The sequence below is a fragment of the Mycoavidus sp. HKI genome, assembly GCF_020023735.2.
Lineage (GTDB): Bacteria > Pseudomonadota > Gammaproteobacteria > Burkholderiales > Burkholderiaceae > Mycoavidus.
In genome coordinates, this window is record NZ_CP076444.2 from 213,644 (window position 1) to 238,952 (window position 25,309).

Sequence of the window (25,309 nt, forward strand, 5' to 3'; positions counted from 1 at the left end):
GTATGGTCTAATCGTTATCGTTATCGTTATTGCAGCTGAAATATTGTTCGATTAATGCTTGATATGTACTGTTTTGACGGAGCTCAGCCAGTGCTTGATTGAGTTGCTCCTGCAGATCAGTATCGCCTTTACGTAAGCCAATTGCAACGCCTTGTCCGATTATTTCGGGGTCTGCAATAGAAGAACCGGCAAAAGTAAAACCTCGGCCACTTTGGGTTTTTAGAAAGCCAACATTGGCTTGTATTTCATCTTGTAGTGAGGCATCAAGTCGCCCGGACCGAAGATCGGCATAAACCAGATCTTGGTTTGCATAGGCGATGACTTTGACCCCTCTGGGCGCCCAGTGTCGTTTTGCATAAATTTCCGCCGTAGTGCCTTGTTGCACACCAATCCGTTTGCCTTTTAGCAGATTGGCATCTGGCGTTAATTTTGCCTCTGCCAGGGCCACCATGCGCGCGGGGGCATTGAATAATTTATTGGAAAAATCGATTTGCTTTTTGCGTGGTGCAGTAACCGTCATAGAGGACAAAATGGCATCGAATTTGCGCGCCTTTAGCGCCGGAATCATGCTGTCGAAATCCTGCTCGACCCAGATGCACTTTGCTTGTAGCTTAGCGCAGAGCGCTTCGCCAATATCTATATCGAGGCCCTGTATTTGGCCATTGGGAGCTTTGTATGCGAGAGGCGGGTAGCTTGGGTCAACACCGAAACGAATGACTTTCCAGTCCTTCGCACCTACACTAGCAGCGGCAAGCGCGAATGCTAGACAAATGGCAAGTCTTTTCATAATCGGTATCTCTGGTTAAAAGCCAGCATTTTACCGTAGCATGAACACTTGCGATGACATGCGCGTCGCATAATGTAAACGAAACCGGTGAATCCCGCTATTACGGCAGTTTGACCGGGCCATTTCGCCTTGTTTTTAAAGCGTTTTGCTCACTCAACAAAGAGCGTGTTTAACGCTGAAGCAGCTGCGCTGTCGACGGTATTGTAGGTGACCGCGGTCGTTTCGAAAATATAATGCGTCGTATATTTGCCTAAACGCTCGAAGATTTCCTCTTGAATCAGTTCAGGGGCAACCTCTAGCTTTAAATACCAAGTGGTTGACGAGAGCTGTGTCTGGAATGCCCCATATTCCGTCATAATGGCGTCAAACTCAGGCGCGTCCTGATCGCGACAGACGATGACAAAATTTCCTTTCATACATGCTCCTTGTCTTACGGGTAAAGCGGTTGAAATTAGATCATACGCTGTTGCTGGATAACGAATTAGGGAAATAGACCTAATATGTTAGGTGATAAAAATTTATCGCAGACGTGCTGTATCGTGCTGTTTTGTCATCGGCGCAGCGGTTTGCTTGTACGTTATGTTTAACCTATTTTAACCGGTGAGTGCATGAAATTGCCTGCTCTCAAGCTACCTATACCTGCTGCCTCAGCATGGCGGCTGCTCCCAAATCGCTGGGATTTTGTTGTTTTTCCGTTAATCATTTGCGTGATTGCAATGGCGGCAATTGGTTTTCAGCAAACCATGGCGCCACTCACTACGTTAAAAACCCAAGCGATTTCGCTTGATCCGGCGAATTTGCCGGAATATGCGTTGCGCACAACTTTACGTATGTTAGCGGCGATGGTCGCGGCGCTGATCTTTACGCTGATCTATGGCACCCTCGCGGCCAAAAGCCGGCGGGCGCAAAAAATCCTGATACCAATACTCGATATTTTGCAGTCAGTGCCAGTGTTGGGCTATATCTCATTTACGGTTGCTTTTTTCTTGGCTCTTTTTCCAGCCCGCGTGATAGGAGCTGAGTGTGCGGCTATTTTCGCCATATTTACGAGCCAGGCATGGAATATGACCTTTAGCTTTTATCAATCACTGCGTACGGTACCGGGTGATCTGGACGAAGTGTCGCGCAGTTTTCATTTGAGTGGTTGGCAACGTTTCTGGAAGCTCGAAGTTCCATTTTCAATGCCTGGCTTAGTATGGAACATGATGATGTCAATGTCAGGCGGCTGGTTTTTTGTGGTTGCGTCAGAAGCTATTACGGTGGGTAACCACACCATTACCCTACCTGGCATTGGGGCATATCTTGCGCAGGCGATTGCTCAGCGTGATTTAACGGCGGTAGGCTGGGTGATTTTAACGATGACGGCGGTGATTTTGGCCTATGATCAACTCCTCTTCCGTCCATTGATTGCTTGGGCCGATAAATTCCGTCTTGAAACCACAAGCTCGGGGATGGCGCCTGAATCTTGGTTGCTTGATTTGGTCCGCCGAACACGGTTAATTCGTTGTTTACTCGTACCCGTGGGTTGGATCTTAGCGGCGATAGCGCGTTTGCCGGTGCGTTTTGTATTTAGAAGGCCAGTGTTTTTGGCAGCGCCTAAATTTTCCGCTCAATTGCCCCGGATCAATTTGACCGCAAAGGCCGCGGACATGATCTGGAGCGGCACGGTACTGCTGATTACGGGCTATCTTGTTTGGCGGGTGTCAAACTATGTCTCTACGGGGGTGGGCTGGGGCGATCTAGGACTTGCCTTAAGCCTCGGTTTTGCCACCTTCTTGCGGGTCGTGCTTTTAATTGCGCTGGCTTCTATTATTTGGGTGCCTATCGGTGTGTTAATTGGGCTGCGACCTGCGTTAGCCGAAAAAATTCAGTCGCTGGCGCAATTTTTGGCCGCGTTTCCAGCTAATCTTTTGTTTCCGGTGTTTGTGGTCACGATTGCGCGTTTTCAGCTCAACCCGGATATTTGGCTCTCCCCGCTGATCATACTGGGTACCCAATGGTATATCCTCTTTAACGTGATTGCTGGCGCGAGTGCTTTTCCAAATGATTTCAAGGAAGCGGCGACTAATTTTCGAATTCGTGGCTGGCAATGGTGGCGGCAAGTGATGCTGCCGGGTATCTTCCCTTATTACGTTACAGGGGCGATTGCAGCTGTAGGTGGCGCATGGAATGCGAGTATTGTGTCTGAGGTGGTCTCATGGGGTGATACAAAGTTCGTCGCCCACGGCTTAGGTGCGTACATTGCAGAAGCGACCACGGCGGGTCATTATCCTCGTATCATTTTGGGCATTACCGTCATGGTGTTATTTGTGACTTTATTTAACCGGCTGTTATGGCGTCCAATGTATGCTTATGCTGAAAATAAGCTTCGTCTTGGCTAACTGGCAGCAAAAAAATCTGGCCATTCCGCCGCTGATTTGACATACTACTCAACGTGCGCCGGTGTTAGTCGGTAGCTTTGTTTCGCTTCATTTTAGTACGATTTATAGAGATCCATGCACAATTCAGCCCTCAGTCACCCCGATGAAATTTTACGTGTCACCAACGTGCGGCGCGGTTTCAAAAAAACGCAGGGAGAGCTGCTGGTGCTTGATGGCGCAAGCCTCACATTAAAAGCCGGTGAAATCGTTGGCTTGCTAGGCCGTTCGGGCTCTGGCAAATCAACCTTGTTGCGCATTATCGCTGGCTTGATCGAGCCCAGCGGTGGGGACATTGAATACCTCGGCAAACCTTTAACCGGCCCGGCCGAGGGGGTTGCTATGGTATTTCAGACATTTGCATTATTTCCTTGGCTCACGGTGCTGCAAAATGTCGAAGCTGGGCTTGAAGCACTCGGCGTTGGTGCGCGTGAACGGCGCCAACGTGCGCTGGCGGCGATTGATCTGATTGGCCTAGATGGCTTTGAGAGCGCTTATCCGCGTGAGTTGTCAGGTGGCATGAGGCAACGCGTTGGCTTTGCGCGGGCGCTGGTGGTTGACCCAACTTTACTGTTAATGGATGAACCGTTTTCAGCGCTTGATGTATTGACTGCCGAGACGTTGCGCACAGATTTGTTGGATCTATGGAGTGAGAAACATTTACCCATTAAATCGATATTGATTGTCACGCATAATGTGGAAGAAGCGGTCTTTATGTGTGACCGCATTTTAGTGCTGTCATCCAATCCCGGCCGAGTCATTGCTGAAATTCCTGTACCTTTTAAGCATCCACGCAACCGGCTTGACCCAGCCTTTAGGCGCTTGGTTGATGATATTTATGCACAAATGACGACGCGCTCGAATGCTGATGGAGTGCGTAAGGGCCTAACGTTGGGTAGCTGGTTGCCAGAGGTATCGACTAACTTAATGGCGGGTTTAATCGAAACGGTTGCCGCCCCTCCCTACGGGGGTAAAGCTGATTTGCCGGAAATCGCGCGCACCCTTCATCTTGAAGTGGATGATCTATTTCCTGTCACTGAGATGATGCAACACCTTGGTTTTGCAGATGTACGCGAGGGCGATATTTTCCTCACGCCGCCGGGCAAAAAATTTGCTGAATACGGCACTCAGGAACGCAAGCAAATATTTGCCGAGCACTTGCTGCGGAATGTGCCACTGGCGGCTTGGATCAAGCGAGTATTAAACGAAAGACCTGGCCGCCGCGCGCCGCGCGTGCGGTTTGAGCAAGAATTAGAAGATTTTTTATCGGACAGCGCTGCTGAACAAACGCTTGATGCGGTGATCAACTGGGGCCGGTATGCAGAAATTTTCTCTTACAACGATCAATCCGAGACCTTCAGTTTAGAGGACGATTGACTAGCGCCTATCAACGCTACTCATAGAGTAACTGATCGGTGCGCGGCAAAGTGGCTTGGCAGCTGACTCAATGTCAGCACCAAGCACCATAGGAATCTCCAGCATTTAGTTAGGCCGGCGAGGATGTCAAATATAGTCGGCAACGGGCACGCTATCTCGTATAATCGATAGCTTGCTAAAACTCATTACGCTTGATAGCGTATCTGCCCTTGCCGCCATGAAAGCTGTCGAAATCCGCGAGAAATTTTTACGCTTCTTTGAATCGAAAAATCATACGATTGTTCGCTCATCGAGCCTGATCCCTGCCAACGATCCAACATTATTGTTTACCAATTCTGGCATGGTGCAATTCAAGGATGTCTTTCTTGGGACTGATGCGCGTCCCTATGTACGCGCCACCAGTGCTCAGCGCAGCCTACGCGCGGGCGGTAAACATAATGACCTAGAGAACGTTGGCTATACCGCTCGCCATCACACTTTCTTTGAAATGCTTGGCAATTTCTCATTTGGCGATTATTTCAAGCGCGATGCGATTCATTATGCCTGGCAACTGTTAACTCAGGTTTATCAATTACCGTCAGAAAAACTTTGGGTCACGGTGTATCAAGAGGACGATGAAGCTTACGAGATTTGGGCGCAAGACATTGGTGTGCCCGCCGCGCGGATTGTGCGCATTGGCGACAACAAAGGCGCGCGTTATGCCTCTGACAATTTTTGGCAGATGGCCGATACAGGGCCGTGTGGTCCTTGCTCTGAGATTTTTTATGATCACGGTCCAGAGGTTTTCGGCGGGCCGCCAGGTTCACCGGATGAAGATGGCGATCGCTATATTGAAATCTGGAATTTGGTTTTTATGCAATTCAATCGGGATGCGCACGGTGTGCTGACGCCACTGCCTAAACCGTGCGTTGATACAGGCATGGGGCTTGAGCGAATTGCCGCAGTTTTGCAGAAGGTGCATAGCAATTATGAAATCGATCTTTTTCAGGCATTGATTCATGCTGCAGCACGTGAAACCGGTGTGGCCGATACCAGCCATCATTCGCTTAAGGTGATTGCTGACCATATTCGTGCCTGCGCATTTTTAATTACCGATGGCGTGATTGCCGGTAACGAAGGCCGCGGTTATGTATTACGCCGGATTATTCGACGTGCGATCCGGCATGGTTATAAGCTGGGTTGCGTACAGCCCTTCTTTCATAAACTGGTGAAAGATCTGGTCGCTGAAATGGGGCCGGCGTATCCAGAGCTCGGTGCGGCCCAAGACCGGGTGACCGACCTGTTGCGCCAAGAAGAAGAGCGTTTCTTTGAGACCATCGCGAATGGCATGAGTATGCTTGAAACGGCTCTAAACGAGCTCGAAGCCACTGCTAGCACTAAAGCCCAGGCAGGTTCAATTGTGCTATCGGGTGAAATTGCTTTTAAGCTCCATGACACCTATGGTTTTCCACTCGATTTGACCGCCGATGTGTGCCGCGAGCGTGATATACGCGTTGATGAAGCTGCTTTTGATGCGGCCATGAAGCGCCAGCGCGAACAAGCCCGGGCGGCAGGTAAATTCAATTTGTCAAATGCGCTTGAGTATCGCGGCGCTAAAACGCTTTTCAGGGGCTATCAAGAACTCAGTGTGATGGAGGCGAAGATTACCGCACTCTATGTGGATGGTGTTTTAAGTCAACGTTTGCAGGCGGGGCAACGAGGTATTGTGGTGCTTGACGCCACGCCATTTTATGCAGAGTCAGGCGGGCAAGCTGGCGACCAAGGCGAATTAACCCAAATCACTGAAATTCAGCCTGAGGGCGCGCATTTTGTAGTGATGGATACAGCAAAAATTCAGGCAGAGGTCACCGGTCACCATGGGCTGCTTGAGCGGGGCGAATTAAAATTGGGTGACGCTGTACAGGCCATCGTTGATAGTCAACGCCGCCAGCACACCATCCGTAATCATTCGGCCACCCATTTACTGCATAAGGCGCTGCGCGACGTACTCGGTAGTCACGTGCAGCAAAAGGGTTCGCTGGTTGATGCGGAGAAGACGCGCTTTGATTTTTCTCATCATGCACCGCTGAGCCATGCTGAAATTCAACGTATTGAAATGATCGTCAATGCCGAAATTTTGCGCAATGTTTCGACACAGGCGCAGTCAATGTCCTATGACGACGCACTAAAAAGTGGTGCAATGGCGTTATTTGGCGAAAAATATAGTGATCAAGTGCGGGTGCTCGATATCGGCTTTTCACGCGAATTATGTGGTGGTACGCACGTTGCTCGCACCGGCGATATTGGCCTCTTTAAGATTGTTTTTGAAGGGGGGGTTGCCGCCGGTATCAGACGCATTGAGGCAATTACTGGGGAGCAGGCGCTGCGCTTTGTGCAAGAATTGGATGAACGCATTTCTAGTGCGGCTCACTTATTAAAATCTCAGCCCGCTGAGCTTAATCAGCGCATTGGACAACTGCAAGATCATTCTAAAGCCCTTGAAAAAGAGTTGACTCAATTAAAATCAAAATTGGCGGGTTATCAGCTTGACGCACTGGCGGCGCAGGCGGTCAAAGTAGGTGAAATACATGTGTTGTCAGCACAGCTTGAGGGTGCTGATGCGCAGATCTTACGCGAAGCGGTTGACACACTAAAAGACACATTAAAAAATGCGGCGATTGTATTAGCGAGTGTTAACAGTGGCAAAATCAGCTTAATTGCGGGTGTCACAGCACCGCTTAATGGCAAAGTTAAAGCGGGCGAGTTGGTTAATTTTGTCGCGCAGCAGGTTGGCGGAAAGGGGGGCGGACGGGCGGATATGGCGCAAGCCGGCGGCACTCATCCAGCGGCTTTGCCCGTAGCATTGACTACAGTAAAAGAGTGGATCGAACGTCAATTATGACTATGTTCACTTTATATTCAACCCTATTGCGACTGTTCTCAGATCTTCGAGATAAAAGTTAAACGGATCGACGCCATGAAGAATTCGATGCATTTTGATAAAGAAGTTGACGCCTGTGGGTTGAACTGTCCACTGCCGATTCTGCGTGCAAAAAAAGCGCTTGCCGATATGCAAAGCGGACAGATTTTAAAAGTGCTCGCGACTGATCCGGGCGCACAGCGCGATTTTGCTGCGTTTGCGAAGCAGACCGGTAATCAAATCATTGAAGTATCAACGCAGGATGACGTTTTTACCTTATTGATGCGTCGACGTTAGGTCAAATTCTGTTGGTTAGCAGCTTTACTGAGGGCTCGCAGGTTTTCGCTTCTTTCTCAAAGTCGGATATCCAGCCTCGATCCTTGCTACGATCTCATGGAATAATCTCCTTGCAAACCAGAACCCTTTCATATAAGGTCGTTTAGTTAGAGGAGGACTGCGGTAGCCATCGACCTGCGTTGGTCGAAAAACTAGAAGATCAAAGCGAATGTAGAAAAGAGAAAACAGCAGAGTCTGGTTGTGTCCGAGATTATCTTCGGCAATTTCATCAATCAGTTTGGAGAGTGCGCGTGCTGCACCCATCATCTGAATATCATTTGACTTTTGAGGAGGAAGTTTAAATGTTAGAGGCTCTTACACCACCACGTCAATTCACTTTGAGCGGCGATTTCTGGAGACAAATACCCGGATATAGCGAGGTCAGTGAGCAAGATTTTTCTGACCCTGCATGGCAAGAACGCAATAGCATCATGCGCCCCGAAAAAATCCGCGACCTTCTGCAGGGCAATGTAGCGGAGCAATTTATCCGCGATCTTTCAGAGGGACTCTCCGATTCGACGATGTCGATGAGAATTACGCCGTACATATTGTCACTGATTGACTGGAGTGCGGCGAAAAAAGATCCAATTCGTCGGCAGTTTTTGCCCCTGAAATCAGAGATGATAGCCGCTCACCCATTACTACGGCTTGACTCGTTAAATGAGCATGGCGATCAGATTTCGGAGGGTGTGGTACATCGATATCCAGATCGAGCGTTGTTCCTGGCGACTGATAAATGTCCTGTTTACTGCCGTTTTTGCACTCGGAGTTACAGTGTCGGTGTCGATACACCAACGGTTACGAAGGATCGTAATGCACCGGTTGCAGACAGGTGGAAGTCGGCGATTGATGCGATTAGAAAGTCTGCAGCTATCGTCGATGTAGTCGTTTCTGGAGGCGATTGTTTTCGACTAAAAGCGAGCCATCTGTTGGAGTTGGGCAGTGAGTTGATCAATCTGGGAAAACTAAAACGCATTCGGTTTGCGTCGAAAGGTCTCTCCGTTTTGCCGATGAAGATCATGAATGATCGTGCTTGGACGGATGCGCTCATTCGACTCTCAGACATGGGCCGTGCAAAAGGGGTTGAGATCTCGTTTCATACCCATATTAACCATCCACGTGAAGTGACGCACTATGTTGTGGATGCAGCGAGGTTGTTGTTTACAAATGGCGTTATGGTGCGCAACCAGTCTGTCCTGCTGCGTGGCGTCAATGACGGATTTTCTGAGATGACTCGGCTGGTCAAGCTTTTAAGTGATAATCATATACACCCCTACTATACTTACGTCTGCGATCTGGTCAGCGGTATCGAAGATATGAGAACGTCAATCGACTCTGCGCGCCATCTGGAGAAGCACGTGCGTGGGATCACGGCGGGCTACAATACTCCATTGTTCGTTGTGGATGCGCCAGGTGGCGGCGGTAAGCGTGATGTTCACAGCTACGAGGTATATGACAAAGAGACCGGTCTTTCCGTCTACGCGGCTCCTGGTGTGAGGCCGGGAAAACTATTCGTTTATCCGGATCCGCTGCACAGTCTCTCGCCGGGGATTGTAGCTGATTGGGCAAGCGACGACCGCGCGCGGGAGATGGTGCGAATGGTCGTCGAGCGCGCGAAAATGCAGGGCAGAATATCAGGAGGATAAGCCTCTTAAGCTCATACCGTGGAGTCTATTTCCGCTAACATTGGCATACGAGCCTGTAAATAGGCTTTAAATTCATCTTTCACTTCTGGGTGGCGTAAAGCGAATTCGACCGTTGCTTTTAGATAGCCCAATTTGCTGCCGCAATCGAAGCGTGTGCCGTTATAACGATAGGCGAGAACTTGTTCATCTTGCATCAGGGATTGAATCGCATCGGTGAGCTGCAACTCGCCGCCCGCACCTGGACGCAGTGCGCGCAGATGCTCGAAAATACGTGGTTTTAAAATATAGCGGCCAACTACGCCAAGGTTAGAGGGAGCGTCTTCCGGCGAAGGTTTTTCGATGATGCCGGATAAATTGATGATATTGTCTTCCCATTCTCTACCTTCTATTACGCCGTACGAGCGTGACTGCTCACGCGGGATTTCTTCAACCCCAATCAATGAACTGTGATAGTGATTAAATTTTTCAACCATCTGCTTTAAGACTGGCTGTGCGCCATCTAACAAATCATCTGCAAGCAAAATAGCAAATGGGTTGTCGCCGACTAATTTTTCCGCGCATAGAATGGCATGGCCGAGGCCAAGTGCTTCTGGTTGGCGCACATAGAAACAATTAATATGAGCCGGTTTGATGCCACGCACGAGCTCAAGCAATTTTTCTTTGCCGTGTGCTTCGAGTGCCGCTTCAATCTCGTAGGATTTGTCAAAATGATCTTCAATCGCACGCTTACCACGTCCGGTAACGAAGATCATTTCAGTAATGCCAGCGGCGATGGCTTCTTCGACGGCATATTGAATTAAAGGCTTATCGACAATCGGCAGCATCTCTTTAGGGCTGGCCTTAGTCGCAGGCAAAAAGCGCGTGCCAAGACCGGCGACTGGAAATACTGCTTTAGTGACTTTTAACATTATGCTGAGGTCCTTTCAGGCGATTGCGAAATAAATGTCAGCCGGCTAGCCGGGCGAGCTGAGTATTGAGCTTAGTGAGCATTAACTCGTATTCTGACAGCCTTTTTCGTTCGAGTTCAACCACATTCTCTGGTGCTTTTGCAACAAAGTGATTATTTTGTAGCTTAGCGTTACATTTTGCGATTTCTATCTCAATCCGCTGCATTTCCTTGGTCAGCCGTTCACGCTCAGTGGCAATATCAATCTCAACTTTTAATGCCAGTTTCAGCGTACCAACGAGGGCCACAGGGGCATCCGCTGCCATGGCGTCGAGGCTTGCCTCATCGGCGCTTAGAGTGACTTCGGATAAGCGGGCGAGGGCGCGTACATACGGCGCGAAGGCTGTCAGTAGGTGAGTATCGCCGCTGGCAAAAAGCGGTACCCGCTGGGCCGGCCCGAGGTTCATTTCACTGCGCAGATTGCGGCATGCATCGATGACGGCTTTGAGTTGTGCCGCCCATTGTTCGGCGGCTAGATCGACTTTTTCTTTTTGTGCGCGAGGATAAGGCTGCACCATGATAGAAGTCTGATTTGGCGCATTGTCGGATGGATAATGGCCAGTCAGTGGCGCGACTTTTTGCCACAACGCTTCGGTGATGAAAGGAATAATCGGATGGGCAAGCCTTAAGATGGCCTCTAGTACGTATAACAACGTATGTCGCGTGCTTTGCTGTTGGGCTGGGGTGCCTGTTTGCAATTGCACTTTAGCAAATTCAAGATACCAATCGCAGTATTCGTCCCAGACAAACTTGTATAAAGTGCTCGCGATCAGATCGAAACGTAATTCAACAAAGCCCTTTTCGATTTCGCCGGTGACCTGTTGCAGTAAAGAAATGATCCAGCGATCTGCGGGCGATAGCTCGCTAGCAGAGTGCTGGCCTGCGCCATCTGCTAAATCAATGCCACAGTCTTGACCTTCACAATTCATCAACACAAAGCGCGTTGCATTCCACAGCTTGTTACAAAAATTACGATACCCTTCGCAACGTGCTAGCGCAAAATTAATATTGCGTCCTGGCGTAGCCAGTGAGGCAAAAGTAAAGCGTAAAGCATCGGTGCCAAATGACGGAATGCCATGAGGAAATTCAGCGCGGGTTTTTTGTTCCAGGTCAGCGGCTTGTTGCGGATCCTGCAAAGAAGCTAAACGTTTGGCGATAAGCGCATCCAGTGTGATGCCATCGATTAAATCGATGGGGTCGAGTATATTGCCTTTTGACTTTGACATCTTCTGGCCGTTTGCATCACGCACGAGGCCATGTATATACACCGTATGAAATGGCACCTGGCCGGTAAAATGCTGAGTCAACATCACCATCCGCGCGACCCAGAAGAAAATAATATCAAAGCCTGTGACCAGCACGGAGGATGGCAGAAAATGGGCTAGCTCTTTAGTTTGCTTAGGCCAGCCGTGTGCTGAGAAGGGCACTAGCGCTGACGAGAACCAGGTATCGAGCACATCCGCATCTCGCTTGAGCGTGCCTGTATAGCCGCGCGCACGGGCCTTTTCGTGCGCCTCGTCTGCGTTGCGCGCGACATAAATTTGACCCTGCTCGTCGTACCAAGCAGGAATTTGATGGCCCCACCAAAGTTGCCGAGAAATACACCAATCCTGAATATTTTCCAGCCACTGATAATAGGTATTGGCCCAATTTTCCGGGGTAAACTTAATTTCCCCTTTACGCACGGTATCAAGCGCAATCGCCGCCATCGATTGGCCGGGATGCAGACTGTCTGCTGGGGCTGGCTTATTGACGGCCACAAACCATTGATCGGTGAGCATGGGTTCAATCACCGTCTGGGTCCGGTCGCCGCGTGGCACCATTAATTTGTGGGGTTTGACGGCAGCGAGTAAACCTTGGGTTTCAAGCTCGGCAACAATCAATTGACGCGCCTCGTAGCGATCAAGGCCACGCCAGCGGAGCGGAGCGTTCTCATTGATTTTAGCGTCGAGCGTTAGAATATTAATTAATGGCAGTTGGTGCCGTTGCCCGACCTGGTAGTCATTGAAATCGTGCGCCGGCGTTACTTTGACTACGCCAGTCCCAAAAGTAGGGTCTACATACTCATCCGCAATCACAGGAATTTCGCGCTCGCACAGCGGCAGTCGCACCATTTTTCCAATGAAGGCTTGATAGCGCTCGTCTTGTGGGTGAACCATCAGGGCGGCATCCCCCAGCATGGTTTCTGGGCGGGTGGTGGCGACTGTCAAATCAGCAGAGCCATCAGCAAGAGGGTAACGGATATGCCAAAGCGAGCCATCCTCTTCCGCACTGACCACTTCTAGATCAGAGACGGCAGTCCCTAATTTAGGGTCCCAATTGACTAGCTTTTTGCCGCGATAGATGAGTCCCTGTTCGTATAAGCGAACGAATACTTCGATGACGGCCTGCGACATATGCGGGCTCATCGTGAAATACTCACGACTCCAATCAATCGACGCGCCTAGACGTTTGATTTGCTCTGTAATGATTGAGCCAGAGGTTTCCTTCCAAGCCCAAACATGCTCGATAAATGTTTCACGGCCAAGCTCATGGCGTGACAGATTTTGTTTATCGAGCTGACGTTCCACCACCAGTTGAGTTGCAATACCGGCATGATCGGTGCCAGGGACCCAGAGCGTGTTTGCGCCCTGCATCCGGTGATAACGGGCCAGACTATCCATGATTGTCTGATTAAACGCATGGCCCATATGCAATGTGCCGGTGACGTTGGGCGGCGGGAGCAGAATTGAAAAATCTTCCTGCTCAGGCAAGAACGTTGGTTGGGCGTAGCCTCTTTGTTCCCAAAGTGGCCTCCAATACGTTTCGATTGCGTGGGGTTCAAAACTTTTGGTGAGAGTGGTGTCGCTGTTATTCATTACAATTTTCTCAGGCATTTTCAGGCGGTACATAGCCAGATGCGGTATCGGCCCCTTCGCCAAAAAAGAATTTTTCGGTTTGTTTGATTAAATACTGTCGCGCACGCGCATCGGCCATATTTAGACGATTTTCGTTAATCAGCATGGTTTGCTGCTTGAGCCAACTCTGCCAAGCTTCTTTCGATATATTCTGATAAATGCGTTGGCCTAATGCGCCCGGCAGAGGCGGGAAATCAAGGCCTTCAGCCTCTTTGTCAAGTTTGACACAGTGAACGATACGAGTCATGGATTTAGTCCTATTGAATAGTGATGCTCAATGAGAGGGTGTTGCTACACAATCCTCTCACAATGTATAAGATGCACATGCTTTATCAAGGAATTGCCTGTTTTTTAAAGCTGTTTCATGAGCACCAATGATTTACGTTGCCAGTTATAGAGGCGGCGGCGATCTTCAGGTAAATCACCAATGCTGGCTTTTCTGAAGCCACGTTTTAAAAACCAGTGTTCTGTGCGCGTGGTCAACACAAATATACGCGTGAGCCCGCGCGCGCGCGCGCGTTGCTCAATATGTTTTAGCAAACGCTCGCCATCACCTGTCCCTTGCGCATCTGGGGCAACGCTTAGACAGGCCATTTCACCCAATTTTTCTTGCGGATACGGATACAGTGCAGCGCAGCCAAAAAGCACGCCATCATGCTCTATGACAGAAAAATGATTAATGTCACGCTCAATTTGAGTGCGCTCGCGGCGCACCAGAGTGCCATCAAATTCAAGCGGCTCAATTAACTGTAAAATACCGCCAACATCATCGGCCATTGCTTCGCGCAGACTCTCGAGATTTCTGTCAGAGATCATCGAGCCGACGCCATCGTGAGAGAAAAGCTCAAGCAAAATGCTGCCATCAAGCGTAAACGGAATTAAATGCACACGTGTTACACCCGCTCGGCAAGCGCGGATGGCATGAGTTAGATAATTTGCCGCCTCGGCATCAAGGGTGTCTGAGGTTTGCAGTTGTTGGGCTTTATCAAGCGATAATTCGTGTTGCAATTCGCCATGCTCGACGATGCCTGGCATGGGTGTCAGATAAATCAATTTATCCGCATGCAGTGCAATCGCGGCGGCCGAAGCCACATCTTCCATGGATAGATTAAAAGCTTGACCCGTTGGCGAAAACCCCAGTGGCGACAGTAGCACAAATTTGCAATTGGAGAGTGAGTGGTGAATCGAATCAGCATCGATCTTACGCACAATCCCGGTATGCTGAAAATCCACGCCATCTAAAATGCCGACTGGCCGGGCCGTGACGAAATTACCCGAAACCACGCTAATGCGTGCGTGGGCCATGGGCGTATTGGGCAGCCCTTGGCTGATGGCGGCCTCGATATCTAGGCGTACCTCACCGGCGGCTTCCTTAGCAGACTCAAGCGCATCTGCGTCAGTAATGCGCATGCCGTTCGAGAATGATGACTCAACCTGGTGTAACCGTAATTGCTCTTCAACCTGTGGGCGCGAGCCGTGCACGAGCACAATTTGTATACCCATTGCATGGAGGAACGCGACATCCTGAATTAAGGCGTTAAGCGCGCCTCGTTGCACGAGCTCGCCGCCAAATGCAACCACAAAGGTTTTATTGCGAAAAGCATGGATATAAGGTGCGACAGAACGTAGCCAATCAACAAAGCGGGCTTGTTGATCGGCAATTTCGAGCGCTTTTTCATGTATTTCATCACAGACTTTCTGAGGAGCCATTTTGTCGCTAGTGGGGATGCTAAAAGAATTCATTCGCAGATTATAATGCCTCATTCATCTATTCAATTGTGGCTTGGGACTTATGTCTCGGGCAAGCTACGCAGGTTTTGGCAAATTGTCGACAGTTACCCCCCCTTTGTTACCTAAAAAACAGGCGCTAGCTCAGGCGAGTCGCTTGCCGCCGATAGAGTTTCCCGCTGAATTACCCGTGTCAGGCAAACGTGCGGCAATCGCCGCCGCGATTGCCGCGCATCAGGTCGTGATTGTATGCGGCGAGACAGGTTCTGGTAAAACCACGCAGTTGCCCAAAATCTGCCTGACGCTCGGGCGTGGCCTGGGCGCAGGCGGAGATGGACTGATTGGCCATACTCAGCCACGGCGTTTGGCGGCTACCGCCACCGCGCGACGGATCGCGCAAGAGCTGCATACGCCAGTGGGGGAGGTCGTCGGTTATAAAGTGCGGTTTACTGACAAACTGAGCCGTGGCGCATCCATCAAACTGATGACCGACGGTATTTTGTTAGCAGAAACCCAATCTGACCCACTGCTGCGTGCCTATGATACGTTAATTATTGATGAGGCTCATGAGCGCAGCCTGAATATCGATTTTTTATTGGGTTACCTAAAAGAAATTCTGCCGCGCCGGCCCGATTTAAAAGTAATCATTACCTCCGCCACGTTAGATGCTGAGCGGCTTGCTAAGCATTTTAGTCACGCCGGGGGCAATGCGCCCGTGATTGAAGTGAGTGGCCGACTATACCCGGTTGAGATGCGCTATCGCCCAGTATTAAATGATGATCCGCGGGTGGCGGGTTTGTCAGCGACGACCTCATCTGCGGCGGTGTCCGGCAAGCCTGAAAGTGCGCGGGAAGCCGGGCGCGATTTGATGGAGGCGATTGTCGACGCGGTGGATGAACTGGCGCGTGAGGGCGCGGGCGATGTGCTGGTATTCTTGCCCGGCGAGCGCGAAATTCGTGAGGCGGCGCAAGCACTACGTCAACGCCATCCCCTGCACACTGAAATTTTGCCTTTATTCGCGCGCCTATCAATGGCTGAGCAAGAGCGTGTGTTTAAAACCGGCAATGCACGCCGGATCGTGCTGGCCACTAACGTGGCTGAAACTTCGCTGACGGTGCCCGGTATCCGTTATGTAGTAGATACCGGCCTCGCGCGTGTTAAGCGTTATTCTTATCGTAATAAAGTTGAACAATTACGTATTGAACCGATTTCACAGGCGGCGGCACAGCAACGTGCAGGCCGTTGTGGGCGGGTTGCAAATGGCATCTGTATTCGTTTGTACGATGAGGCTGATTGGCAAACGCGTCCCCGTTTTACCGACCCGGAAATTCTGCGCTCTTCATTGGCTGCCGTCATTCTAAGAATGAAATCGCTACAGCTGGCTGAGATCGAAAGCTTTCCATTTCTTGAACCGCCACCGGCGCGGGCGATTGCGGATGGCTATCAGTTATTAACTGAGTTAGGGGCCGTTGATAGTGCCCACCACTTAACGCCGGTTGGTCAGACCCTAGCGAGACTGCCGCTTGATCCGCGAGTCGGTCGGATGATTTTGGCTGCGTGTGAGCAACAAGCATTGCACGAGGTACTCATTATCGCCAGCGCACTATCGGTGCAAGATCCGCGTGATCGCCCGCTTGAGCAACAGGGCGCTGCTGATACGGCGCATCGTAAATTTGCCGATCAAAAGTCGGAGTTCTTAACTTTGCTTAGAATCTGGCAGTGGTTCGATGAAGCGCTGGCGCATAAAAAATCAAACCGGCAATTGCTGGATTTATGCCGCGCCAATTTCCTGTCACATTTACGTTTACGTGAATGGCGCGATGTCCATAGCCAGTTATTGACCGTGGTTGGTGAGCAGGGGTGGCGGATTAACCAGACAGCCGCGACATTCGAGCAAATCCACGTGTCACTGTTGAGCGGGTTATTGGGAAATCTTGGGCTGAAAGCGGACAACGAACCTTATTATCTGGGCGCTCGCGGGATCAAATTTTATTTATGGCCTGGTTCGAACTTAGCCAAAAAAGCTGGACGTTGGATTATTGCAGCTGAGTTGGTCGAGACCAGCCGCTTATTTGCGCGCACCACCGCGGCCATTGAGCCAACTTGGATTGAGCGTGCTGGCGCGCATTTACTACGGCAATCCATCAGTGAGCCGCACTGGGAAAAGAAAGCGGCTCAGGTGGTCGCCTTTGAGCGCGCAACGCTATATGGTTTAACGGTTTATCATCGCCGTCGCGTGAGTTTTGGTAAACAGACGGCGCAAGCTGCGCTACAGGCGCGGGAAATTTTTATTCGCTCCGCTTTGGTTGAGGGCGAGTTTGACACTAAGCTGCCATTTTTCAAACACAATCGGCAATTGATCGCTGAGATTGAGCAACTTGAACATCGCTCTCGGCGCCAAGATATTCTGATTGATGATGAGTTGATTTATGCTTTTTACGATCAAGCCATTCCGCCTGATATTTATACCGGCGCTGATCTTGAGCGTTGGTATCGCCAGGCCATGCGGAGTCAACCTAGCAAAAATGAAAAGCTCCTTTTCTTAGCCCGCGATGATCTAATGCGGCATGAAGCCGCTGGCGTGACGACCGAGCTCTTTCCGAAAAAACTGGTACTGGCTGGGATTGAAATGGCAATCTCCTATCACTTCGAGCCAGGCTCACCCCGTGATGGGGTGACCTTGGCAGTGCCAATTTTTGCATTAAACCAAATCGATGCGCATCGTTGTGAATGGCTGGTGGCGGGAATGCTTAAAGAAAAAGTCCATTTATTGCTCAAATCATTGCCTCAAAAATTGCGCCGCCATTGTGTTCCCTTACCTGCTTATGCGGCGGGCTTTGTCGAGCGCGCAAGGTTCGGCGTGGGTAGTCTGATGGAAGCTCTGAGTGCGGATATCCGCGAGCAAGAGCAACTCAATGTGCATATGACTGATTTTAAGCTCGAAACCTTGCCGTCGCACCTGTTCATGAGTTTCAAAGTGATCGATGAATATGGTCGGCAGCTTGCCTCGGGTCGTAATCTTGCGCAATTGCGGGCAGAATTAGGTACCCAAGCACAGCAAAATTTCCAGAAAATTGCGCTTAAAGCAGTGACTGGCGTAACCGAAGAAAAAGTAAAAGCACAAAATAATGAAAAAGCACACAACCCTAAGGCCGCTGCAGCACTCTACGAAAATTTGACCAGCTGGAGTTTTGGCTGCTTGCCAGAACTCATGGAGATTGAACGCAAGGGCGAAACTTTGATTGGCTATCCAGCACTGGTTGATCGCGGTGCAGCTTGCGATCTAGAGCTTTTTGATCTACCGCAAGAGGCGGCGCGCGCTCATCGAGTTGGCCTACGGCGGCTTTTTGCGTTGCAACTGCGTGAAGCAATTCGTTTTATCGAAAAAAATCTGCCGGGTTTTCAGCAGATGGCAATGCAATACATGCCGCTTGGCGCCGCAGATGAGCTGCGTGCGCAAATTATCACCTGTGCGCTCGAGCTTGCTTGTTTACGCGAGCCATTGCCTACGGATGCAGCGACTTTTGCTATCCGCTGTGATGAAGGGCGCAGTCGCTTTACATTACTCGCCCAAGAAGTTGCTCGCTTGGCAGCACAGATTCTGACGGCATACGCCACGGTATCGAAAAAACTCGCTGCAGTAAAAAGTTTTGCGCCGGCTCATGCCGATATGACGCAACAATTGAAGGCTTTGATTGGGAGGCATTTTCTGCTCGATACGCCTCATGAGCAGCTGGCCCATTTTCCGCGTTATTTACAAGCGATGACACTACGCATCGATAAATTAAAAAATGATACGGCTCGTGATGCACGGCTGTTTGCTGAGTTTTCGCCGTTGAGTGTGCGTTATTTACGCACCCAAGGGCAGCGGCGTCAGACGGCTCATATCATCGATCCGCAACTGCAGGCATTTCGCTGGCTGCTCGAAGAATTGCGCGTATCGCTTTTTGCGCAGGAGTTGCGTACCCCGATGCCAATCTCAGTTAAACGGTTACATAAAATTTGGGAGTCGCTTGAGCGATGAGTAGCGTTTTGCTTTTCCCTTTGCTTTTTATGCAAGCAGGCTATTTGAGAGAGAAAATTAAGGGTGATGAGCGGCCAATTTATTGATCATGATCTGCTGATTTTTGCCGATAGCCGAGTATGCGTGAAATACGTAATGCTGTCTCACTCAGTTGGGCGAGCCAAGCATTTTGCATCCGATCAGCGGGGGCGGAAAGGGATAGTCCAGCAACCAGTGTGTTTGTGTCATCATGAATGCCGGCCGCAATGCAACGCACGCCTAGCTCGAGTTCTTCATTATCGCGTGCATAACCATGTTGGCGTACATGGTTTAACTCACGGGTCAACTTAGCGGCATGAGTAATGCTATTTTGCGTGTGGCCGGCTAACCCAGTACGGGCTATATACGCTTGTACGCTTTCGGTTTCATCCACGGCGAGAAAAAGTTTACCCACCGAGGTCAGATGGAGCGGCGCGCGTGCGCCAATCGCACGCACCACTTGCATCCCCGAGCGTTCGCTATAGGCTCGTTCGATATAAACAATTTCATCTCCTTGCCGGACGGATAGGTTAATTGTCTGCCCAGTCAGTTGGCGCAGCTCGTGCATCGGCCCTAATGCAGTATCGCGCACCGAAAGCCGTGCTTTAACCACATTGCCTAGCTCCAGCAGCCGCATGCCAAGCCGGTACGCGCCGGGTTCAGCGCGATCCACAAAACGGCAAGTCACCAGATCATTGAGAATTCTATGCGCGGTAGATGGATGTAATTGAGTTTGCTGCGCAAGCTCTTTTAGGCTAATCGCTTTAGTCTGCGTGGCAAGTGCGTCTAACAGCCACGTCATGCGCTCAATCACCTGAATCGAAGTTTTAGTTGGCGAACTGCTATCGCTCATCGCATTGAGTAAAAAGAAGGGAAAGTCTTTTTATACCATAAGTGGCTTGCTCGCTTATTGAACATGCGCATTCGGCACAACAAAACTTTAAAGCTTGCATCATGTGATGGATGCGCCAGCGGTCGGGATCTCTGCAAGTGCCTGTGCGCATTCGCGTACAAGGGCAGGGCCGCGGTAAATGAGCCCTGTATATAATTGTACAAGTGATGCGCCTGCAGCTAGCTTTGCACGTGCATCGTCGGCTGAAAAAATCCCGCCAACGCCAATGATAGGAATGGCATCGCCTAAGGCAGCATAAAGTTGGCGAATCACGGCATTTGAAGCATCGAATAACGGCTTGCCTGATAAGCCGCCTGCTTCATCCGCAGATTGGAGCCCAGTAACCGATGTACGTGATAGCGTTGTATTGGTTGCAATGACTCCCTCAATACGGTGGCGTAGCAAAGTATCGGCGATTAATTTAATCTGTTCATCATCAAGATCGGGCGCAATTTTTAACACTAAGGGTACGTGTTTTTTGTATTGATCGGCTAGGCGCTGCTGTTTATCTTTTAATGTAGCAAGTAAGGCATCAAGGGCCGCTTGATCTTGTAACTGACGCAGGTTTTGTGTGTTTGGCGATGAAATATTAATCGTCACATAGCCGGCAAATGGGTAGACTCGTTCCAGGCAATACAAATAATCATCGGCCGCTTGCGCGAGCGGCGTGTCGGCATTCTTGCCAATATTGAGGCCAAGGACACCTTTAAAATGTGCGGCTTGTACATTTTCTACAAATTGCTCAACGCCGCCATTATTAAACCCCATCCGGTTAATCAAGGCGCCAGCCTCGGGCAGACGAAACAGGCGTGGACGTGGATTGCCAGGTTGCGCGCGTGGCGTCACCGTGCCTACCTCGATAAAGCCAAAGCCAAGCGCTGCGAGGCCATCAATGCAGCCACCGTCCTTGTCTAAGCCCGCGGCCAGGCCAACTGGGTTATCAAAATGTAGCCCCATGACTGTGCGTGGTGCGCGGACTGTGCATAAACCTGGAAGTTTAGTCGCGCCAATGCGACTCGCTGTGCGCAGCAGCGAAAGAGTCAAATGATGTGCTGCTTCTGCGTCCAGACGGAACAGACATGAGCGTGCAAGCGGATAAAGGGAATTCAACACGATTGAGCATTAATAATGAAAGTTCGCTATTATGAACGAATTAACAAATAACCAACGCTATTATGAAATTCTGCCCTACTTGTGGTGACACGGTGAATTCAGTTATCCCACCTGGTGATAACCGGGAGCGTTTTGTGTGTATTCATTGCGGCGAAATTCATTACCAAAATCCTCGCAATATAGTTGGCACAGTGCCGGTCTGGGACGGCAAAGTTTTACTCTGTCGTCGTGCAATCAATCCGCGTTATGGCTTTTGGACCTTACCAGCGGGCTTTATGGAGCTGGACGAAACCACGACTCAAGCAGCTGCTCGGGAAACCCTCGAAGAAGCTGGGGCGCGGATTGAAATACAGGAGCTTTACTCGTTATTAAATGTACCCCGCGCGCGTCAGGTCCATATTTTTTATCGCGCCCGTTTGCTAGATCTTGACTTTGCTGCAGGTGAAGAAAGTTTAGAGGTGCAACTTTTTGACGAAGCAAGCATTCCTTGGCCTGAAATCGCTTTTGCAAGCGTTGAACAAACCTTGCGTTTTTTCTTTGCTGATCGCGCTAGCGGAAATTTTAAGCTACATACGGGTGATATTCTCCATACCTTACACTCAGGCTGAGCTTGAACTATTGCCATTCATGATGGGGGTCTTTGTGCACTATAATGAACCGGCACTCTCGGTTTATCCGGTGATCATGGTTTGCCCATCTTTATACTATGTTGCCTTGGCTGCACAATAATGATCCCTTCCCAAGCGTTGAATCCGCGCTTGACTCAGGCAGTGGCGCGTCTGGCTTGCTTGCGGCAAGCGAAACATTAGATGTGCAACGCCTGCTCGCGGCTTATCGCCAGGGCATTTTTCCATGGTATTCAGACGGCCAACCGGTCTTGTGGTGGAGCCCAGATCCACGTATGGTTCTGGTCCCTGCAGAATTTAAGATATCGACCTCATTTAAAAAAACGCTAAAACGCGTACTACGCGAGCCTGCTTGGGAAATCCGCGTGGATACCTGTTTTATCGATATCATCACGGCGTGCGCCCACGTCACACGGCAGGCCCAAAGCGGAACTTGGATTACGGCGGATGTGCTGGCGGCCTACAGTGCGCTGCACCAGCAGGGATTTGCGCATAGCGTTGAGACTTGGTATGAAAATAAGTGTGTTGGTGGTTTATATGGCATGAGCGTTGGCATGATGTTTTTTGGTGAGTCGATGTTTGCGCTACGCCCCGATGCATCCAAAATTGCACTGGCTGCATTAGTTAACCTCAATTCGGGTTAAGCCAACGCATTCTGGCAAGGTCCCAAAGGGAGTTTAGGCTTATTTGGCATAAGGCAGTAAGCGATGATGCCGCTGAGTAAGTTGACGGCAAAATTAATAGGAGAGCGATGTCGAGTATGCTCAATCTGGCAAAGATTTTTCAGTTCATCAAAGACGGTTTCGATAATTGAACGGCGGCACAATAAAGCTTGATCGAAAGCAGACAAGGTAACGCGCTTCATATTGCGTCGAACCTTGGTAATCAGATCAATGCCGAGTTCTTTTAAGGTCTGCGAGAGTTTTTTTGAAAGATATCCTTTATCCGCATAAAGTGTGCCGAACAGTGAGTGCGCTAGTTCAGGCAAAGGCTTACGATCATCGACATTACCCGGCGTGAGTCGAATACTCAGCAGTTCACCCTGGTGATTAATGATTGCATGCAGCTTGAAGCCAAAGAACCATCCTGTGGAACTCTTACCACGCGCTGCCATGCCGTCAAATACACGGTGGCGACTAATACGCAGATTGTCGCACACTGCAATAGGCGTAGAGTCTGCAATAGAAATCCCTGAACATTGCCCTTTGAGGGTTTCAAACAGAGCGGCCAAAGCAAGGTTACAGCGTGGTAGCAGTTCAATACAGCGATTATACGAAGGCAGATTCGGAAAGGCTTCACGCAGATGCTGGCAAACATGATTGCTGTAGAATGACTTGAATTGCCGATAGCGAATTTGATGAAAAAGCACGACTAGCGTCATCAGTTCTGCTAAAGATAGGCTTGTAGCACGCAAGCGTTTGCGTTTTCCGCTAGATAACAACTTTTTGTTGAGCTCCGGCTCAAATTCTTTGCAAAAATCATCCATCAAGCAATAAAGTTCTGTAAGATTATCCACGGGCGCTCCGTTTTTTCTTAGAGGTTTCTGTTCGCAAAACTTATATTCTCTTCGAAATACTCAGTGCCCGCTTCATTTTCTAGAAAAATTTCTTCCCTTACCTCTGCATTTCCTTATCCCGAATTCAGGTTAGTTAGCCATTTAAAACGGCATAATGTAAACATGCTCGACTGCCAACAAAATACACCACACCTGGCCTCACTCGGCGGGCGTGAAATTCCGCGTCATCTATTTATGGCTCATCTGAGTCAGGCTGTGGCTGCGCCGCCCATTCCATGGCAGTTTGACAAAACAGCATTGCTCGATGTCATCACCCGCTATAGCGAACCAAACAACGGTGTTTAAAACGGAATATCGTCGTCCATTTCATCAAATCCACTACTTGCTGGCGCATGGGCGGGCGCACTGCTAGGGCGGTTTGCCGCTGCGTTTGCAGGAGTGAAATTGCTTGTGCGCGCAGGGGGTTGAGCGGACCCTTGCCCGTAGCCTTCTTGATCCATTGAAACTGTGCCAGTGCTACGCCCGCCGAGCATTTGCATTTGGTCACCCATGATTTCAGTTGAATAGCGATCCTGCCCGCTTTGGTCTTGCCATTTGCGAGTGCGAATCCGCCCTTCAATATAGACGGATGAACCCTTCTTAAGGTAGTCCCGTATTACCTCTGCTAGCCGGTTAAAGAAAACGACGCGATGCCATTCAGTCAGTTCTCTCATTTCGCCACTTGCTTTGTCTTTGTAACGTTCCGTAGTAGCCAGACGAATATTGGCTACCGGATCGCCATTAGGTAAAGCGCGGATTTCAGGATCGGCGCCAAGATTGCCAACCAGTATAACTTTATTCACGGATGCCATTAATTTCCCCTGTCAATTCGATGCATAGATTCAGAAAAGCGTGCCGCGCGTGGGCATTGCATATTGGCGGCGATTATAAGCCATGCAACCACGAGTACCGCGCAGCTTATAAATACTGTGTGATAATCGGCATTTTTCAGCAACCAGCCGCCGAACACACCGCCCATAAAATAGCCGAGCGCCTGCACAGTGTTGTAAATACCCATTGCGGCACCTTTGCGTGCGCCGGGTGCTAGGGTTGAGATAAGCGAGGGTTGCACAGCCTCAAGCACATTAAAACCCGTAAAATACACTGTCAGTATGCCCGCTAACCACCATAGAGTAGGTGGAAATTCAGCGAATGACAACTGGCTGAACAGGATACATAAAATAGCGATGAGCAGTACGGTTTTCATGCGGCCATATTTCCCCGCAGCAATAATCGCCGGGATCATCAGTACAAAAGACAATCCCATCACAGGCAAATAAATCTTCCAGTGCGCAGTAATGGGTAGCCCAGCCGTTACCAGTAAGTGCGGGACTACAATAAAAAGGGCAATCTGGGTGAAGTGCAAGACGAACACACCAAAATTGAGTCGTAGCAATTCCGCATGGCGTAGTACTTGTGTAAAAGGGGCTTTGCTATGCGCGGTTGGGGTGGCTGGGGTAGGGACGACCCATAACACCACACCGATTGACGCGACCGCGAGTAGGCCAATGATGCTGAACAATCCGCTCATGCCGAGCCAGCCAAATAAAGTCGGCGCCGCCACCAGCGCCACCGCAAATGATAAGCCGATGCTCGCACCTACCATCGCCATTGCTTTAGTGCGATTTTCTGTCGTAGTGAGGTCAGCTAACAAAGCGGTGAGCACTGACGAGATGGCGCCGGCGCCCTGCAGAGCGCGGCCAATGATGATCCAGGTCAGATCGGAGGCCAATGCTGCTACTAGACTCCCCAGTGCAAAAACCAGCAGCCCCGCAATAATCACGGGTTTGCGCCCAAGCCAATCGGATAGCCACCCATAAGGAATGTAAAAAAGCGATTGCGCCAGTCCATAAATCCCAAGCGCCAGCCCGACAAGTAAGGCATTGTCGCCGCCTGGCACGGTCTTCGCGTACACTGAGAAGACCGGCAGAATCAAAAAGAGACCTAACATGCGCAACGCGAAAATCGCCGCAAGCGAAACGGTTGCGCGAATTTCTTGTGAGTTCATAGATAAGGAGGCAATCAAAGAAAAACAAACAAACGCAGTA

Annotated in this window: 19 protein-coding genes and 2 pseudogenes; 9 read left to right on the forward strand and 12 right to left on the reverse strand. The window is 50.0% G+C overall.

The window, feature by feature from the left end; all coding sequences use genetic code 11:
- Positions 1-7 precede the first annotated feature (7 nt).
- Both KMZ15_RS00715 and KMZ15_RS00720 read right to left on the reverse strand, forming a co-directional pair.
- The gene (locus KMZ15_RS00715) at positions 8-787 is read right to left on the reverse strand and encodes an ABC transporter substrate-binding protein (protein ID WP_223693133.1); all 780 of its coding nucleotides are present in this window, start codon (positions 785-787) and stop codon (positions 8-10) included.
- Between the two features lie 149 nt (positions 788-936).
- Complete coding sequence (locus KMZ15_RS00720) at positions 937-1,203, reverse strand: hypothetical protein (protein ID WP_223693135.1); 267 nt, start codon at positions 1,201-1,203, stop codon at positions 937-939.
- 192 nt (positions 1,204-1,395) lie between these two features.
- Here KMZ15_RS00720 and KMZ15_RS00725 point away from each other — a divergent pair, with 192 nt between their 5' ends.
- The 4 genes from KMZ15_RS00725 to KMZ15_RS00740 all read left to right on the forward strand — a co-directional run bounded on the left by KMZ15_RS00725 (position 1,396) and on the right by KMZ15_RS00740 (position 7,777).
- Positions 1,396-3,168: an ABC transporter permease subunit gene (locus KMZ15_RS00725; RefSeq protein WP_223693137.1), complete on the forward strand. Its 1,773-nt coding sequence runs from the start codon at positions 1,396-1,398 to the stop codon at positions 3,166-3,168.
- Positions 3,169-3,282: 114 nt separating this feature from the next.
- On the forward strand, positions 3,283-4,581 hold the full coding sequence (locus tag KMZ15_RS00730) for an AAA-associated domain-containing protein (RefSeq protein WP_223693139.1): 1,299 nt from the start codon (positions 3,283-3,285) through the stop codon (positions 4,579-4,581).
- A gap of 217 nt (positions 4,582-4,798) precedes the next feature.
- Positions 4,799-7,462 (forward strand): alanine--tRNA ligase, encoded by a 2,664-nt coding sequence (alaS, locus tag KMZ15_RS00735; protein WP_223694612.1) that lies wholly within the window; start codon positions 4,799-4,801, stop codon positions 7,460-7,462.
- Between the two features lie 87 nt (positions 7,463-7,549).
- The gene (locus KMZ15_RS00740) at positions 7,550-7,777 is read left to right on the forward strand and encodes a sulfurtransferase TusA family protein (protein ID WP_223694614.1); all 228 of its coding nucleotides are present in this window, start codon (positions 7,550-7,552) and stop codon (positions 7,775-7,777) included.
- Positions 7,778-7,801: 24 nt separating this feature from the next.
- Here KMZ15_RS00740 and KMZ15_RS00745 read toward each other — a convergent pair whose 3' ends face one another.
- Complete coding sequence (locus KMZ15_RS00745) at positions 7,802-8,083, reverse strand: hypothetical protein (RefSeq protein WP_223693141.1); 282 nt, start codon at positions 8,081-8,083, stop codon at positions 7,802-7,804.
- 35 nt (positions 8,084-8,118) lie between these two features.
- Here KMZ15_RS00745 and KMZ15_RS00750 point away from each other — a divergent pair, with 35 nt between their 5' ends.
- The gene (locus KMZ15_RS00750; protein ID WP_223693144.1) at positions 8,119-9,462 is read left to right on the forward strand and encodes a KamA family radical SAM protein; all 1,344 of its coding nucleotides are present in this window, start codon (positions 8,119-8,121) and stop codon (positions 9,460-9,462) included.
- A gap of 11 nt (positions 9,463-9,473) precedes the next feature.
- On the opposite strand, the gene galU is transcribed toward KMZ15_RS00750, so the two are convergent.
- The 4 genes from galU to argA form a co-directional block, all read right to left on the reverse strand.
- Entirely contained in the window at positions 9,474-10,370 is an 897-nt protein-coding gene (galU, locus tag KMZ15_RS00755) for a UTP--glucose-1-phosphate uridylyltransferase GalU (protein WP_223693146.1), read from the reverse strand.
- Positions 10,371-10,407: 37 nt separating this feature from the next.
- Complete coding sequence (locus KMZ15_RS00760) at positions 10,408-13,266, reverse strand: valine--tRNA ligase (protein ID WP_223693148.1); 2,859 nt, start codon at positions 13,264-13,266, stop codon at positions 10,408-10,410.
- Positions 13,267-13,276: 10 nt separating this feature from the next.
- Positions 13,277-13,552: an oxidative damage protection protein gene (locus KMZ15_RS00765; RefSeq protein WP_223693151.1), complete on the reverse strand. Its 276-nt coding sequence runs from the start codon at positions 13,550-13,552 to the stop codon at positions 13,277-13,279.
- Between the two features lie 104 nt (positions 13,553-13,656).
- Positions 13,657-15,015: an amino-acid N-acetyltransferase gene (gene argA / locus KMZ15_RS00770; RefSeq protein ID WP_223694616.1), complete on the reverse strand. Its 1,359-nt coding sequence runs from the start codon at positions 15,013-15,015 to the stop codon at positions 13,657-13,659.
- A gap of 82 nt (positions 15,016-15,097) precedes the next feature.
- On the opposite strand from argA, the gene hrpA reads away from it, so the two are divergent.
- Complete coding sequence (hrpA, locus tag KMZ15_RS00775; RefSeq protein WP_223693153.1) at positions 15,098-19,057, forward strand: ATP-dependent RNA helicase HrpA; 3,960 nt, start codon at positions 15,098-15,100, stop codon at positions 19,055-19,057.
- A gap of 79 nt (positions 19,058-19,136) precedes the next feature.
- Here hrpA and KMZ15_RS00780 read toward each other — a convergent pair whose 3' ends face one another.
- Together KMZ15_RS00780 and KMZ15_RS00785 are read right to left on the reverse strand one after the other, a co-directional pair.
- Positions 19,137-19,928, reverse strand: coding sequence for an IclR family transcriptional regulator (locus KMZ15_RS00780; protein ID WP_223693156.1), 792 nt, complete (start codon positions 19,926-19,928; stop codon positions 19,137-19,139).
- A 99-nt stretch (positions 19,929-20,027) separates the two neighbouring features.
- A complete protein-coding gene (locus tag KMZ15_RS00785; RefSeq protein ID WP_223693157.1) occupies positions 20,028-21,080 on the reverse strand; it encodes a quinone-dependent dihydroorotate dehydrogenase in 1,053 nt (350 codons plus the stop codon).
- A 62-nt stretch (positions 21,081-21,142) separates the two neighbouring features.
- On the opposite strand from KMZ15_RS00785, the gene KMZ15_RS00790 reads away from it, so the two are divergent.
- Both KMZ15_RS00790 and aat read left to right on the forward strand, forming a co-directional pair.
- A complete protein-coding gene (locus tag KMZ15_RS00790) occupies positions 21,143-21,688 on the forward strand; it encodes an NUDIX hydrolase (RefSeq protein WP_223693159.1) in 546 nt (181 codons plus the stop codon).
- A 98-nt stretch (positions 21,689-21,786) separates the two neighbouring features.
- Positions 21,787-22,332, forward strand: a pseudogene (gene aat / locus KMZ15_RS00795) (leucyl/phenylalanyl-tRNA--protein transferase); the annotation flags it as partial.
- 14 nt (positions 22,333-22,346) lie between these two features.
- Here aat and KMZ15_RS00800 read toward each other — a convergent pair.
- The gene (locus tag KMZ15_RS00800) at positions 22,347-23,222 is read right to left on the reverse strand and encodes an IS982 family transposase (protein ID WP_223692007.1); all 876 of its coding nucleotides are present in this window, start codon (positions 23,220-23,222) and stop codon (positions 22,347-22,349) included.
- A 129-nt stretch (positions 23,223-23,351) separates the two neighbouring features.
- On the opposite strand from KMZ15_RS00800, the pseudogene KMZ15_RS00805 reads away from it, so the two are divergent.
- Positions 23,352-23,567, forward strand: a pseudogene (locus KMZ15_RS00805) (leucyl/phenylalanyl-tRNA--protein transferase); the annotation flags it as partial.
- On the opposite strand, the gene KMZ15_RS00810 reads toward KMZ15_RS00805, so the two are convergent.
- Together KMZ15_RS00810 and KMZ15_RS00815 are read right to left on the reverse strand one after the other, a co-directional pair.
- Positions 23,564-24,073, reverse strand: coding sequence for a single-stranded DNA-binding protein (locus KMZ15_RS00810; RefSeq protein ID WP_223693161.1), 510 nt, complete (start codon positions 24,071-24,073; stop codon positions 23,564-23,566). The pseudogene KMZ15_RS00805 and the gene KMZ15_RS00810 sit on opposite strands and share 4 nt — an antisense overlap.
- Positions 24,073-25,269, reverse strand: coding sequence for an MFS transporter (locus KMZ15_RS00815; protein WP_223693163.1), 1,197 nt, complete (start codon positions 25,267-25,269; stop codon positions 24,073-24,075). Before KMZ15_RS00815 ends, KMZ15_RS00810 begins: the two co-directional genes overlap by 1 nt.
- Positions 25,270-25,309 lie beyond the last annotated feature (40 nt).